Source organism: Kitasatospora sp. NPDC059408, assembly GCF_042751525.1.
In the GTDB taxonomy this organism is placed as follows: Bacteria; Actinomycetota; Actinomycetes; order Streptomycetales; family Streptomycetaceae; genus Kitasatospora.
In genome coordinates this window covers 5,740-19,626 of the sequence record NZ_JBHYWI010000011.1, presented here as the reverse complement: position 1 = coordinate 19,626, position 13,887 = coordinate 5,740, and the positions used below count along the sequence as shown (strand labels likewise).

The following is a 13,887-nucleotide window of genomic DNA, read 5'->3' as shown; positions in this document are numbered from 1 at the left end:
GCGGGGAGCTTGGGAGCCGGGGTCCGGCCCCGCCCGTCCGGTGGGCATCGATCGGGGATCGACCGGGCGGGCGGGGGTCCGGACCGCGGAACTGGAGGGGAGACGGCGCTACTTGGCGCCGAGTCCGGCGTCCGCCACGGGGGCCTGGCCCTTGGCCGCGAGCACCTTGTTCAGCGGGCCGAGGTCGTAGATCCCGTTCAGGTTGGGCTTCTTGAGCAGCCCCGCGGTCACGGCGTGGTCGGCCTCGGCCTGCAGGGTGCCGGCCAGCGGGTCGTCCAGGAAGTCGATGTCCGCCCAGGCCGGGTCGAGGATGGCCGGCTCCAGCGCGCTGCCGGACTCCTTCTTGATGGCCTCGTTGGCGTCGGCCTTGGCCTTGTCCGGGTTGGCCTTGATGAAGGCGTTGGCGTTCACCGAGCCGCGCAGCACGGCCTCCACCACGTCCGGGTGCTCCTTGAGGAACTTCTGCGAGACGATGATGTTGGTGATCACGAACTTCTTGTCCGGCCAGAGGTCCTTCTCGTTGAGCAGGACCTTCGCGCCGAGGGTGACCAGCTTGGAGGCGGTGGGCTCGGGCACCCAGGCGCCGTCGATGGAGCCCTGCTTGTAGGCGTCGGGGGTGACCTTGTTGTCGGTGCGCACCACCGAGACGTCCCCGGCGCCGGTGCTCGGGTCGACCTTGTAGCCCTTGCCCGCCAGGTAGTTGAGCAGCGCCACGTCCTGGGTGTTGCCCAGCTGCGGGGTGGCGATCTTCTTGCCCTTGAGGTCGTCGAGGGAGGAGACCTTGTCCGGGTTGACGACCAGCTTGACCCCGCCGGAGGCCGAACCGCCGATGATCCTCAGCGACTTGCCGTCGGACTTGGTGTAGCCGTTGATCGCGGGGGAGGGGCCGATCCAGCCGATGTCGATGGAGCCGGCGTTGAGCGCCTCGATCTCGGCCGGGCCCGCGTTGAAGACCTGGGTCTTGATCTTGGTGGCGCCGAGCTCCTTCTGGAAGAGGCCCTCCTGGAGGCCGACCAGGGCGGTGCCGTGGGTCAGGTTGGCGAAGTAGCCGATCTTGACCGTGTCGGCGGAGAGCTTGTCGCCGGCGGCCGAAGCCCCGGCGGCGGAGGAGCCGGCGTCGCCGGAGGACTTCCCCTCGGCCTTGGAACCGTAGCTGCACGCGGACAGCAGGGCGACGGTCGCCAGGCCGGCGACGGCGGCCGCGGCGGCGCGTCTGATCCGCCCGGCGTTGGGGCGGATGCGGGTATGCAGGAGGGCCTGGATCGGTGCCATGGTGGTGTCCCGTTCGCGGACGGACCGTCAGGAGGCGGTCTCGGGGCTGGAGTTCGGAAGGTGGTGCTTGCGGCATCGCGGATGCCGGGCAAGCCGGGCGGCTGCGGGGGAGGCGGCCCGGTGACAGGGCGTTCTCAGCCCTGTCGGCCCACACATCGGCTCAGTCCGCCCTGGCCACTGCCGAGGACGCCGCTGCCGATGCGGCCGCCTTCCTTGTCCATGCCCGAGAACGCCTCGCTGGGCATCAGACCCAGTCCTCCTCTTCGGTGGCGTCGTTGACGTCGGTGCTGCGTACGGTGTCGAAGGCCTCGCCCGCCATGCCGGCGGTGAGGGTGGTGCCGTCGGCCGGGTCGATCAGCAGGAACGATCCGGTGCGGCGGTTGGCGGAGTAGGTGTCGAGCGCCAGCGGCTCGGCGGTGCGCAGCACCACGTGGCCGATGTCGTTGACGTTCAGCCCGTCGGCGCCGGAACGACGCTCCAGGGTGTCGATGTCGATCCGGTAGGAGATCTCCTTGACGAGCGCGCGGACGGTGCGGGTGGTGTGCTTGAGCAGCACCTTGTCCCCGGCACGCAGCGGGCGCTCGTTGAGGTGGCTGACGGTCGCCTCGATGTCCTTGGTGGGGACGGGGGCGGGGCCGGCCGCGATGAGGTCGCCGCGCGAGACGTCGATGTCGTCGGCGAGGCGCACGGTGATCGACTGGGGGGCCCAGGCGATGTCGGTCTCCTCGCCGAGCGCGTCGATGCCGGCGACGGTGGTGGTGTGGCCGGAGGGCAGGACGGTGACGGCGTCGCCGACGCGCAGCACGCCGGAGGCCAGCTGGCCGGCGTAGCCGCGGTAGTCGGGGTGCGCCTCGGTCTGCGGGCGGATGACGTACTGGACGGGGAAGCGGGCGGGCTCGGCGCTCGGGTCGCTGCCGACCGGGACGGTCTCCAGGTGCTCCAGCAGGGTCGGGCCGCCGTACCAGTCCATGTGGGCGGAGGGCTCGACGACGTTGTCGCCGGCGAGGGCCGAGATCGGCACGGCGAGGACGTCCTTGACGCCGAGGGAGGCGGCGTAGGCGGTGAACTCGGCGGCGATGGCGGCGAAGACGGGCTCGGCGTAGTCGACGAGGTCCATCTTGTTGACGGCGAGGACGACGTGTGGCACGCGCAGCAGGGCGGCGACGGCGGCGTGCCGGCGGGTCTGCTCGACGACGCCGTTGCGGGCGTCGACGAGGACGACGGCGAGCTCGGCGGTGGAGGCGCCGGTGACCATGTTCCGCGTGTACTGCACGTGGCCCGGGGTGTCGGCGAGGATGAACCGGCGCCGGGGGGTGGCGAAGTAGCGGTAGGCGACGTCGATGGTGATGCCCTGCTCGCGCTCGGCGCGCAGGCCGTCGGTGAGCAGCGCGAGGTCGGGCGCGGCCTGTCCGCGGTTGCGGGAGGCGTGGGCGACGGCCTCCAGCTGGTCGGCGAGCACGGACTTGGAGTCGTGCAGGAGGCGGCCGACGAGGGTGGACTTGCCGTCGTCGACGGAGCCGGCGGTGGCGAAGCGCAGCAGCGACGTGGCGGTGCCGGTCTGGGTCATGCCGGCCTGGGTGGTGCTGGTCATGGCTAGAAGTACCCCTCGCGCTTGCGGTCTTCCATCGCGGCCTCGGACAGCTTGTCGTCGGCCCGCGTCGCGCCGCGCTCGGTGAGGCGGCTGGCGGCGATCTCGGCGATCACGGCCTCGATCGTGGTGGCGTCGGAGTCGACGGCGCCGGTGCAGGACATGTCGCCGACGGTGCGGTAGCGGATCAGGCGCCGCTGGACGGGCTCGTCCTCGCGGGGCCCGCCCCATTCGCCGGCGGTGAGCCACATGCCGCTGCGGGAGAAGACGTCGCGCTCGTGGGCGTAGTAGATCTCCGGCAGGTCGATGCCCTCGCGCTCGATGTACTGCCACACGTCGAGCTCGGTCCAGTTGGAGAGCGGGAAGACGCGCACGTGCTCGCCGACGGCGTGCCGGCCGTTGTAGAGCGACCACAGTTCGGGGCGCTGGCGGCGCGGGTCCCAGGCGCCGAACTCGTCGCGCAGGGAGAAGACGCGCTCCTTGGCGCGGGCCTTCTCCTCGTCGCGGCGCCCGCCGCCGAAGACGGCGTCGAAGCGGTTGGTCTCGATCGCGTCGAGCAGCGGGACGGTCTGCAGCGGGTTGCGGGTGCCGTCGGGGCGCTCGCGCAGGACGCCGCGGTCGATGAAGTCCTGGACGTGGGCGACGTGCAGGCGCAGGCCGTGCTCGGCGACGACGCGGTCGCGGTAGGCGATGACCTCGGGGAAGTTGTGCCCGGTGTCGACGTGCAGCAGCGAGAAGGGCACCGCGGCGGGCCGGAAGGCCTTGAGCGCCAGGTGCAGCATGACGATGGAGTCCTTGCCGCCGGAGAAGAGGATCACCGGGCGTTCGAACTCCCCCGCGACCTCGCGGAAGATGTGCACCGACTCGGCCTCCAGCGCGTCCAGGTGGGACAGCGCGAACGGGGTGTCGTCGGCCTGCACCGTGTGCTGGGTCGCGGTGGTCATGCGAGGCCCCTTTCGGTCAGGAAGGCGTGCAGCTCGGCGGCGGACTCGGTGACCGCGCGGCCCTGCGTCTGGAGGCGCAGCTCCGGGTGCTCCGGCGCCTCGTACGGGTCGTCGACGCCGGTGAGGCCGGAGATCTCCCCGGCGGCCTGCTTGGCGTACAGGCCCTTGACGTCGCGTTCGGCGCACAGCTCGACCGGGGTGGCGACGTGGATCTCCAGGAACTCGGTGCCGGCGGCGGCGTGGCGCTCGCGGACGGCGGCGCGCGAGTCGGCGAAGGGGGCGATCACCGGGGCGAGCACCTTGACGCCGTTGGCGGCCAGCTTCTCGGCGACGAAGCCGATCCGGGTGACGTTGGTGTGCCGGTCCTCGCGGGAGAAGCCGAGGCCCTTGGAGAGGAACTCGCGGATCTCGTCGCCGTCCAGGACCTCGACCCGGTGGCCCTCGGCGCGCAGCCGCTCGGCGAGGGCGAAGGCGAGCGTGGTCTTGCCCGCGCTCGGCAGCCCGGTCAGCCACACGGTGGCGCCGCGCTCGCAGGGGGCGGCCGCGCGGGCCGCCTCTGCGGCTCCGTTGGCGGCCAGTGTGTCGGCTGTCGTCACGGTGGGGTTCCTTCTGGTCGGTTGACGGTGGTTCGGAGGTTCAGAGGTGGATGCCGCACTCGGTCTTGCCGGAGCCGGACCAGCGGCCGGCCCGCGCGTCCTCGCCCTCGGCGGGCTTGCGGGTGCAGGACAGCGGCGAGCAGCCGATCGAGGTGTAGCCCTCCCACAGCAGCGGGTTGAGCAGCACCCCGTTCGCGGCGACGTAGGCGTCCACGTCGTCCTGCGTCCAGCGGGCGATCGGGGCGAGCTTGACCTTGCGGCGCTTGGGGTCCCACGACACCACCGGGGTGTTCGCCCGGGTCGGCGACTCGTCGCGGCGCAGGCCCGTCGCCCACGCGTCGTAGGCGCCGAGGCCGCGGTTGAGCGGCTCGACCTTGCGCAGCGAGCAGCACAGGTCCGGGTCGCGGTCGTGCAGGTGCGGCCCGTGCTCGGCGTCCTGCTCGGCCACGGTCCTCAGCGGCGTGAGCGTGATGACGTTGACCGGCATCGTCGCGGCGACCGCGTCCCGGGTGCCGATGGTCTCCGCGAAGTGGTACCCGGTGTCCAGGAACACCACGTCCACGCCGGGGAACACCGAGGAGGCGAGGTGGGCGACGACCGCGTCCTCCATGGAGGAGGTGACGCAGAACCGCTTGCCGAAGGTGTCGGCGGCCCAGCGCAGGATCTCCTGCGGGGTCGCCTCCTCCAGGTCGCGGCCCGCGGCGGTCGCGATCGCCTCGTAGTCAGTCGTCGTGCCGGTCAACTGCGTTTCCCCCTTCGCTCGGTCCCCCCGCGGCAGCGGGTGACAGCAGGCCGAGGAACTTCAACTGGAAGGCCCTGCGGCAGCCGTGGCATTCCCAGGAGCCGTGCCCGGCCTCGGAGGGGCGCAGGTCCTCGTCCCCGCAGTACGGGCAGAAGAACGGTGCGGCTCGCTCACTCATGAGAGCTGCTCCTCGGTGGCCCGGGCCGTCCACTGGGCGAAGCGCTCGCCCTCGGTGCGGTCGGCCTGGTAGCGGGTCAGGAGCCGCTCGACGTAGTCGGGCAGGCCGGCGCTGGTGACCTTCAGGCCGCGGACCTTGCGGCCGAACCCGGCCTCCAGGCCCAGTGCGCCGCCCAGGTGCACCTGGTAGCCCTCGACCTGGTCGCCGTGCTCGTCGGTGACCAGCTGGCCCTTGAGGCCGATGTCGGCGACCTGGATGCGGGCGCAGGCGTTCGGGCAGCCGTTGATGTTGATGGTCAGCGGCTCGGCGAACTCCGGCAGGCGCTCCTCCAGTTCGTCGATCAGGGTGCGCCCGCGCTCCTTGGTCTCGACGATGGCGAGCTTGCAGTACTCGATGCCGGTGCAGGCCATCGTGCCGCGGCGGAACGGTGACGGCGTGACGCGCAGGTCGAGCGCCTCCAGGCCGGCCACCAGCGACTCGACCCGGTCCTCCGCGATGTCGAGGACCAGCATCTTCTGCTCGGCGGTGGTGCGCACCCGGTCGCTGCCGTGGGCCTCGGCGAGGTCGGCGATCTGGCCGAGCAGCTTGCCGTCCACCCGGCCGACGCGCGGGGCGAAGCCGACGTAGAAGCGGCCGTCCTTCTGCTTGTGGACGCCGACGTGGTCGCGCCAGCGGCCGACCGGCTCGGCGGGCGCGGGGCCGTCGGTCAGCGCGCGCTTGAGGTACTCGTCCTCCAGCACCCGGCGGAACTTCTCCGGGCCCCAGTCGGCGACGAGGAACTTCAGGCGGGCGCGGTTGCGCAGGCGGCGGTAGCCGTAGTCGCGGAAGATGCCGATGACGCCGCCGTAGACGTCGGCCACGTCCTCCAGCGGGACCCAGGCGCCCAGGCGCACGCCGAGCTTCGGGTTGGTGGACAGGCCGCCGCCGACCCACAGGTCGAAGCCGGGACCGTGCTCGGGGTGCACGACGCCGACGAAGGCGACGTCGTTGATCTCGTGCGCGACGTCGAGCAGCGGGGAGCCGGAGACCGCGGACTTGAACTTGCGCGGCAGGTTGGAGAAGTCCGGGTTGCCGATGAAGCGGCGCTGGATCTCCTCGATCGCGGGGGTGCCGTCGATGATCTCGTCCTCGGCGACGCCGGCCACCGGCGAGCCCAGGATGACGCGCGGGGTGTCGCCGCAGGCCTCGGTGGTGGACAGGCCGACGGCCTCCAGCTTCTGCCAGATCGCCGGGACGTCCTCGATCCGGATCCAGTGGTACTGGACGTTCTGGCGGTCGGTCAGGTCGGCGGTGTTGCGGCCGTACTGCTCGGACACCTCGGCGATCGCCCGCAGCTGGGCGACGGTCAGCCGGCCGCCGTCGACGCGCACGCGGAGCATGAAGTACTCGGCGTCGAGCTCGTGCGGATCCAGGATCGCGGTCTTGCCGCCGTCGATGCCCTCCTTGCGCTGGGTGTACAGCCCCCACCAGCGCATCCGGCCGCGCAGGTCGGCCGGGTCGATCGAGTCGAAGCCGCGGTGCGCGTAGATCGTCTCAATGCGTGTCCGCACATTGAGACCGTCGTCGTCCTTCTTGAACTGCTCGTTGGCGTTCAGCGGGGTGTGGTGCCCCATGCCCCACTGGCCCTCACCGCGGTGGCGGGTCACCTTGCGGACCCCGGCGGGGCGGCGCTCGGCGGCACTGTCGGCCGTGGGCTCGACGGTCTCGGGGGAGGTGGCCATGGTGAAGTCCTTCGGGGCAGGTGGCTCTGACGCCGGGTGGGTCGCTGGGCGTGCTCGACCGGACGGTGCTCCTGTGACCTGCTGTTTCTCAGGACCGTGAGGGCAGTGACCGGGCCGGGCGGGCGCCGTGCGCATCCACGTCGGCGGGGATGGCGAGGTGGTGGCGCCGGGGTGCGGTGGTGGCGGCGGGGTGGGGCTCAGGTCACCGGACAGATGGCGCTGGACACGCGAAGGAGATCGACGTGGAGTCGACCTACCAGGGTGGTTCCGGCGCTAGGCATGGCAAGAGATTCGCACGGCGCACGACTCGCGGTCCACTAACGTCCGCATCATGGACGCTGTGGTTTCGGAATGCGGGACGCCGCCGCGTTCCCGCCGCTCCCCCCGCCGCCCGCCCGGAAACCGGCGGACGCACGCCCGGGGCCCCGCTGAGATCAACCGGCCGGGCCCGGCCCGATACCGTTAGCCCTGTGCAAGCAGCAGGCGATACGAGCAGACCGCACCCCGAGCGGCCCTCCCGACGCCGGGGCAAGGGCTCCCGGCGCGCGGCCAAGCAGGCCACCTGGCGCCGCACGGCGTGGGAACTGGTCCGGGACACCACCAACACCTGCGTCGAGTACCGGGTCACCGGCCTCGCCGCCGAGGCGGCCTTCTTCACCCTGCTGTCGATCCCGCCGCTGCTCCTCGGCCTCGCCGCGACCCTCGGCTACCTCGACCAGGTCCTCGGCGCCGGCACCATCGAGCGCCTCAAGCACGACATCGTCTCGGCCTCCGGGACGGTCCTCTCCGACTCCTCCATCAACGACGTCGTCGTGCCGCTGCTCAACCAGGTGTTCGACACCACCCGGCCCGACCTCATCTCGATCGGCTTCCTGCTCTCGCTGTGGTCCGGCTCCAGGGCCCTCTACATCTTCATCGACACCATCACCGTCATGTACGGCCTCGACGGCAAGCGCGGCATCGTCAAGACCCGCCTCATGTCCCTCGGCCTCTACCTCGGCGCCCTCCTCATCGGCTCCCTCGTGCTGCCGCTGCTCATGGCCGGGCCCGGCCTCGTCGAGAACGCCGTACCGGGCATCGCCGGGCTCGTCGGCGCCGCCTACTGGCCCGTCGCCATCGCCCTGCTGATCGTCTCCCTCACGACGCTCTACCACCTCGCCGTGCCCGTCTCCACGCCCTGGCGCGAGGACATCCCCGGCGCCCTCGTCGCCCTCGTCGTCCTCGTCTTCTGCAGCGTCGCGCTGCGCCTGTACCTCGTCAGCTCCGTCGAGGGCCCCTCCGTCTACGGCTCGCTGGCCGCGCCCGTCGCCGTCCTGCTGTGGATCTTCGTCGTGGCGCTCGCCGTGCTCATCGGCGCCGCCATGAACGCCGCCATAGACCGGCGCTGGCCCACCCTGGAGACCGCCGACGCCCGCGCCGAGAACGAGCGCGCCCACGAGGCCGCCGCCGCGGCCACGGTCCGCGAGGTCGCCGCCCGGCGCGCCGCCGAACGCGCCCGCCGGGCCCGCGAACTCGGCCTCGCCGAAGGCGCCGAGGAGGAGTGGGGCGAGGACGAGGGCGACGACGTCGACGTGCCCTCCGAGTACCCCGAGCGCTGGGCCGACGTCCTCGCCGCCGACAACGTGCGCGGCCGCCTCACCGCCCGCGGCGGCCCCCACCACCGGCCCACCCCGCCGCCGCCCGACAGCGACCGGCCCACCGCCCCGCCCCCGGAGTACCCGCCGCCCGGCTACCCGCCGCGGCCGCCCTGGGACCAGCAGCGGTAGGACGTGCGACAGGGCCTCCCCCGCGGGTGCGGGGGAGGCCCTGTGGCGTTTGCTGCTTCGCTTGCTGTTTCGCTGTGCCCGCTGTGCCCGGTGTGCCCGGTGTCCCGGTGCTTTCGGGGTGCCTTTGCGGCCCGTCAGGCGGTCGCCGGGTTCTGGTTCGGCGGGTACGGGCCGGGCGGGTACGGAGTCGACGGCTGCGGTGTCGACGAGTGCGGTCCGGACGGCTGCGCCGGCGTGTGGAAGCCGCCGCCCAGCGTGCCGCCCGGCCGGGACGGATCCGGGGCGGTGCCGTAGCCGGGCGCCGTCGGGAAGTCCGCCACCGCGCCCGGCCGGCCGGCCTGCTGCCCACCCGCCTCGGGCGCGGGCTCGGACCGCGGGTCCGACGGCGTGCCGTGCGCGGGCGTCCGGCCCGGGGCCTGGCCGGCCTGGCCGTCCCCCTGACCGGCCTGGCCGGAGCCCTGGCCGGTGGCCTGACCGGCCCTCTGGTCGGCCTGGGCCGGGCGCTTCGAGGCGACCTGCGCCGGGAAGTCCGTGCTCGGCAGCGCCGGCTCCAGCGCCGTCCGCCCCGCCGAGTCGCTCAGTTTGATCAGCAGTGCCACCGTCAGCCAGTTCGCCAGCAGCGACGAACCGCCCGCCGCCAGGAACGGCAACGCCTTGCCGGTCAGCGGCACCAGGCCGCTCACCCCGCCGACCACCACGAACACCTGCAGCGCCAGCGCCGTCGACAGACCCGTCGCCAGCAGCTTCCCGAACGGGTCGGTCAGCCCGACGGCCGTCCGCAGACCCCGCTGCACCAGCAGCAGGTACACCAGCAGCACGGCCGTCACCCCGGCCAGGCCCAGCTCCTCGCCGATCGTCGTGAAGACGAAGTCGCTGCGCCCGGCGAAGCCGATCAGCCACGGCCGGCCCGAGCCCAGGCCCGTCCCGGTCAGGTGCCCGGTGCCCAGGCTGAACAGCGCCTCGGCCGGCTGGTCGGAGATGATCGCCTTGTCGTGCACCGGCTTGTAGATGTCGAGCGGGTGCAGCCACGCCTCGACGCGGCCGTGCACGTGCGGCTCCAGGGTGCCGACCACCGCCGCGCCCCCGACCGCCATCAGCAGGCCGAGCACCACCCAGCTGGTGCGCTCGGTCGCCACGTACAGCATCACGACGAAGATGCCGAAGAAGATCAGCGAGGTGCCGAGGTCACGCTCGAAGATCAGCACCAGCAGGCTCATCACCCAGATCGCCAGCACCGGCCCGGCATGCCGCCCGCGCGGCAGGGTCATGCCCCAGATCTTGCGGCCGGCCAGCGCGAGCGCGTCCCGCGAGGCCATCAGGTAGCCGGCGAAGAAGATCGTGATCGCGACCTTGACGAACTCGTCCGGCTCGAAGGAGAGCCCGAACAGGCGGATCCAGCGCTTGGCGCCGAAGTCCTCCGGACGCCCGGGGAAGAACGCGGGCGCGGCCAGCAGGACGAGCGCGCCCGCCATCAGGATGTAGACGTAGCGCTGGAAGAACCGGTGGTGCTTGATGAACACCACCAGCGCGAGGGACACCACGACCGCGATGAACACCCACATGAACTGCTGCGGCGCGGCCGGGAGCTTCTGGAAGTCGCCCTTCTTCGCGTGCGCCGCCGCGTAGGAGATGTCCAGCCGGTCCAGCAGCATCAGCCCGAAACCGGTCAGGAACACGCCCAGTGGCAGGATCAGCGGGTCCGCGTACGGGGCGAACCGGCGCACCGCCATGTGCGCCGCGCCCACCAGCCCGACCAGGGGCAGGAGCCGCATCAGCAGGTTCGGCGGCATCTTGCCGGTCAGCGCCAGATCGGCGTCGATGTGTCCCGCCACACAGACGGCCACCGCGAGGGCCAGCAGGCCCAGCTCGATGTTGCGGTGGCGCGCCGCCAGCCGGCGGCCCTCGCCGCGTGCAGTGCTTTGCACCCTTGTCGTCCCCTTGTTGTCACCCACGTGGCCGGTATGCCGACGGTGCATCCTGCCAGACGAACGTGCCCCTCCGCCGGTTGCGCATGGGGACGGAACGGGGCGAAAACTTTGCCTCGGCAAAGCTTCGGCAAGGTTTGGCAAAGCTTTGTTCAGGGTGGGGTATAGAGAGGCCCCCTGGCCGCGGTGATCCACTGCCCACCGGCCATCATGGCGGGGCGCCGGACACCGCGAACGGACCCCGGCGCACCCCGAGCCCGCCCGGGCACGGGGCCGGCGGCAGCACGGCGTGGACGAGGTGGCGGACGGATGGACGGCTCGGTGCAGGCGCTCGGCTACAGCGGGCCGCCGGCCTGGCAGTGGTCCGACCTCGCCACCTCGTGGACCGCCGAACCCCTCGTCCTCGGCCTCTCCGTCCTCCTCGGCGCCTGGTACCTCCTCGCCGTCCGGGCCGTCCACCGCACCGGCGGCGAACGCTGGCAGCCCACCCGCACCGCGGCCTTCCTCGGCGGGCTGCTCCTGTGGATCTGGGCCACCTGCTCCGGCCTCGGCGTCTACGACCGCGTCCTCTTCACCGACCGGGCCGTCCAGGTCGTCCTGCTGCTCATGGTCGTCCCGCTGCTGCTCGCGCTCGGCGCGCCGGTCTCGCTGCTCGTCGGGTCCGCGTCCGAGCGGCGGCGCGAGCGGATCCTGCGGGCGCTGCGCAGCAAGCCGTCCAAGGTGCTGATGTTCCCGGCCGTCTCGACCGCGCTGCTGATGGCGCCGCCGTGGCTCCTCTACTTCACGCCCTGGTACGACTGGTCGGTCTCCAGCGGCGCCGGGAACCTCGTGCTGCACCTGGTGCTCGTGCTGCTCGGGCTCGCCTACTTCTGGCCGCGGCTCCAGATCGACCCCGTCGGGCACGAGTACCCGCACCTGGTCGGGCTGTTCATCACCTTCGCCGAGGTGATCTTCGACGCCGGGCTCGGGATCGTCCTCATCTACGGCGGCCACCTCGTCGCCGAGCACCACTACGTCGCCCTCGGGCGGCCCTGGGGGCCGAGCCTCGCGCAGGACCAGACCTGGGGCGGCAACGCCTTCTGGGTGCTGGGGGACCTCGTCGGGCTGCCGTTCCTGGCCGCGCTCGTGCGGCGCATGGTGGTGCAGGGGCGCGAGGAGATCAAGGCCGTGGACGCCGAGCTGGACGCCCGCTTCGAGGAGGCGGCGGCCCAGGCGCGCGCGGAGGGCCGCGAGGAGGAAGAGGAGACCGGGATGCGGCCCTGGTGGCTGGACGACCCCAACCTCAAGCACCGCTACGGCGGCTGATCCCGCCCTCGCCCGCGCATTTCCGCAGATCAAAAACCTGTTGGCGCGGGAACCGTTCTTCGCTAGCGTTTCTCCCGTCCGGTTCGGGCGCCCTCTTCGGGCCGCCCGAGGAGTAGAGAGCAGGAGGTGAGCCCCATGGCCGTCGTTGCCCCGATAGCTGCCCTGGGCAGCACGCGCGATCACCTCCTTTTCCCGGCCGCCGGCTGACGTTCCGAGCCAGCCGCAGCCTGCCGGGATCATCTCCTCCCGAAGGGCCCACTGCGTTGTTCAACGCTGCCTCCGTTCCGTCGTACCCCTCTTCTTCCTCCTCGTCCTCCCCGGCCGCTGAGCACTTCGAGCTGCCTGAGCACGCCGAGAGCTCTGAGCACTTCGAGCGCTCTGAGCACGCGGAGAGCTCTGAGCTCTGCGCCGCGCTGTCCGGCTACGGCTGGACGGCCGAGCTCGACGAGCTGTTCACCCCGCTCGCCGAGGCCGGTCTCGTCCCGGCCCGCATCGTCCGCGTCGACCGCGGCCAGTGCGACGCCGTCCTGGCCGACCCCGAAACCGGCGAAGCGCGCACCGTCCGGCTCGACACCCGGCCGGTCGGCGACGCCGACATGATCAACTGCCCGTGCACCGGCGACTGGGCCGCCGTCGACCTCGACGCCCAGCCCATGGCCGCGGTCACGGCGCTGCTGCCGCGCAGCACCGCGATCATCCGCAAGGTCGCCGGCAAGCGCTCCGACGGCCAGGTGCTCGCGGCCAACGTCGACACCGTCCTGATCGCCGCCTCCCTCGCCGCCGACCCCGACCTCGGCCGGATCGAACGCTTCCTCGCCCTCGCCTGGGAGTCCGGCGCCGAACCCGTCGTCGTCCTCACCAAGGCCGACCTCGTCGACGACGCCGAGTTCATCCGCGCCGACGTCGAAGGCGTCGCCCCCGGCGTCACCGTGCTCGTCGTCAGCGCCGAGACCGGGGAGGGCATGGACGTCCTGCGCGCCTGCACCCCCGGCACCACCGCCCTCATCGGGCAGTCCGGCGTCGGCAAGTCCACCCTCACCAACGCGCTCGCGGGCGCGGCCGTCATGACCGTCCAGGCCGCCCGCGACGTCGACCAGAAGGGACGCCACACCACGACCACCCGCGAACTCATAGCGCTGCCCGGGGGCGGCGTGCTCATCGACACCCCCGGACTGCGCGAAGTCGGCCTCTACGGCGGTGAGGGCGTGGACCTGGCCTTCGCCGACATCGCCGAGCTGGCCGAGGAGTGCCGGTTCCACGACTGCGGCCACCACACCGAGCCCGGCTGCGCCGTCCAGGCCGCGCTGGAGGAGGGCACGCTGCCGCAGCGGAGGTGGGAGAGCTACCGCAAGCTCCAGCGCGAGAACGAGTGGATCGCGTCCCGGTCGGACGCCCGGCTCGCCTCGGCGCGGCTGAAGAAGTGGAAGACGATCACCAAGTCGATGCGGAAGGAGAACGGCCCGGTCCGGCGCTGACACCGCACACCCCGCAAGGCTGGGCACCGGGCCCGGTGCCCAGCCGGCGGAGGGTGGCGAGGGTTGGAGGGCTGTGGCAGAGGGGTGCACTTGAGGGCTGTGCCTGAGGGCTGTACCTGAGGGGCTGCACCTGAGGGCTGTGCCAGAGGGCCGCGCCAGGTGGCGGGCGGGTGGGTGGGTGGGTGAGGTGGCCGAGGTGGCCGAGGTGGGTGGTGGGCGCGCGCGGGTGGGTGGGTGGTGGCGGAGGGTGGGAGGGGGAGGGGGGAGGGGGCCCGGCCAGTCAGGTCCGTAACTCTCAAGCAGCGGTCCCGTCAGGGCGGACAGCCGCAGCCCGCCCCACCACCGCCGCCACCCCCCCCACCAACCGATGTGAAA

At 72.3% G+C, this 13,887-nt stretch carries 12 protein-coding genes; 3 read left to right on the top strand and 9 right to left on the bottom strand.

The window, feature by feature from the left end; all coding sequences use genetic code 11:
* Positions 1–108: 108 nt before the first annotated feature.
* The 8 genes from ACFXDE_RS10065 to ACFXDE_RS10030 form a co-directional block, all read right to left on the bottom strand.
* Positions 109–1,272: an aliphatic sulfonate ABC transporter substrate-binding protein gene (locus ACFXDE_RS10065; RefSeq protein WP_380440948.1), complete on the bottom strand. Its 1,164-nt coding sequence runs from the start codon at positions 1,270–1,272 to the stop codon at positions 109–111.
* A 244-nt stretch (positions 1,273–1,516) separates the two neighbouring features.
* Positions 1,517–2,863, bottom strand: coding sequence for a sulfate adenylyltransferase subunit 1 (locus tag ACFXDE_RS10060; protein ID WP_380440946.1), 1,347 nt, complete (start codon positions 2,861–2,863; stop codon positions 1,517–1,519).
* 2 nt (positions 2,864–2,865) lie between these two features.
* Positions 2,866–3,804: a sulfate adenylyltransferase subunit CysD gene (gene cysD / locus ACFXDE_RS10055; protein WP_380440943.1), complete on the bottom strand. Its 939-nt coding sequence runs from the start codon at positions 3,802–3,804 to the stop codon at positions 2,866–2,868.
* A complete protein-coding gene (cysC, locus tag ACFXDE_RS10050) occupies positions 3,801–4,382 on the bottom strand; it encodes an adenylyl-sulfate kinase (RefSeq protein WP_380441043.1) in 582 nt (193 codons plus the stop codon). The genes cysD and cysC overlap by 4 nt, the downstream gene beginning before the upstream one ends.
* A 58-nt stretch (positions 4,383–4,440) precedes the next feature.
* The gene (locus ACFXDE_RS10045; protein WP_380440940.1) at positions 4,441–5,142 is read right to left on the bottom strand and encodes a phosphoadenylyl-sulfate reductase; all 702 of its coding nucleotides are present in this window, start codon (positions 5,140–5,142) and stop codon (positions 4,441–4,443) included.
* Entirely contained in the window at positions 5,123–5,320 is a 198-nt protein-coding gene (locus ACFXDE_RS10040; protein ID WP_380492706.1) for a hypothetical protein, read from the bottom strand. Before ACFXDE_RS10040 ends, ACFXDE_RS10045 begins: the two co-directional genes overlap by 20 nt.
* The gene (locus ACFXDE_RS10035; protein WP_380492704.1) at positions 5,317–7,041 is read right to left on the bottom strand and encodes a nitrite/sulfite reductase; all 1,725 of its coding nucleotides are present in this window, start codon (positions 7,039–7,041) and stop codon (positions 5,317–5,319) included. Before ACFXDE_RS10035 ends, ACFXDE_RS10040 begins: the two co-directional genes overlap by 4 nt.
* A 197-nt stretch (positions 7,042–7,238) precedes the next feature.
* Positions 7,239–7,322 (bottom strand): putative leader peptide, encoded by an 84-nt coding sequence (locus ACFXDE_RS10030; RefSeq protein WP_310593185.1) that lies wholly within the window; start codon positions 7,320–7,322, stop codon positions 7,239–7,241.
* Positions 7,323–7,511: 189 nt separating this feature from the next.
* On the opposite strand from ACFXDE_RS10030, the gene ACFXDE_RS10025 reads away from it, so the two are divergent.
* On the top strand, positions 7,512–8,807 hold the full coding sequence (locus ACFXDE_RS10025) for a YihY/virulence factor BrkB family protein (protein WP_380440932.1): 1,296 nt from the start codon (positions 7,512–7,514) through the stop codon (positions 8,805–8,807).
* A gap of 134 nt (positions 8,808–8,941) precedes the next feature.
* Here ACFXDE_RS10025 and ACFXDE_RS10020 read toward each other — a convergent pair whose 3' ends face one another.
* On the bottom strand, positions 8,942–10,732 hold the full coding sequence (locus tag ACFXDE_RS10020) for an FtsW/RodA/SpoVE family cell cycle protein (protein WP_380492701.1): 1,791 nt from the start codon (positions 10,730–10,732) through the stop codon (positions 8,942–8,944).
* A 309-nt stretch (positions 10,733–11,041) separates the two neighbouring features.
* Here ACFXDE_RS10020 and ACFXDE_RS10015 point away from each other — a divergent pair, with 309 nt between their 5' ends.
* Positions 11,042–12,037, top strand: a complete 996-nt coding sequence (locus tag ACFXDE_RS10015) for a cytochrome c oxidase assembly protein (RefSeq protein ID WP_380492699.1) — start codon at positions 11,042–11,044, stop codon at positions 12,035–12,037.
* A gap of 413 nt (positions 12,038–12,450) precedes the next feature.
* Complete coding sequence (rsgA, locus tag ACFXDE_RS10010; protein WP_380492870.1) at positions 12,451–13,512, top strand: ribosome small subunit-dependent GTPase A; 1,062 nt, start codon at positions 12,451–12,453, stop codon at positions 13,510–13,512.
* Positions 13,513–13,887: the final 375 nt, after the last annotated feature.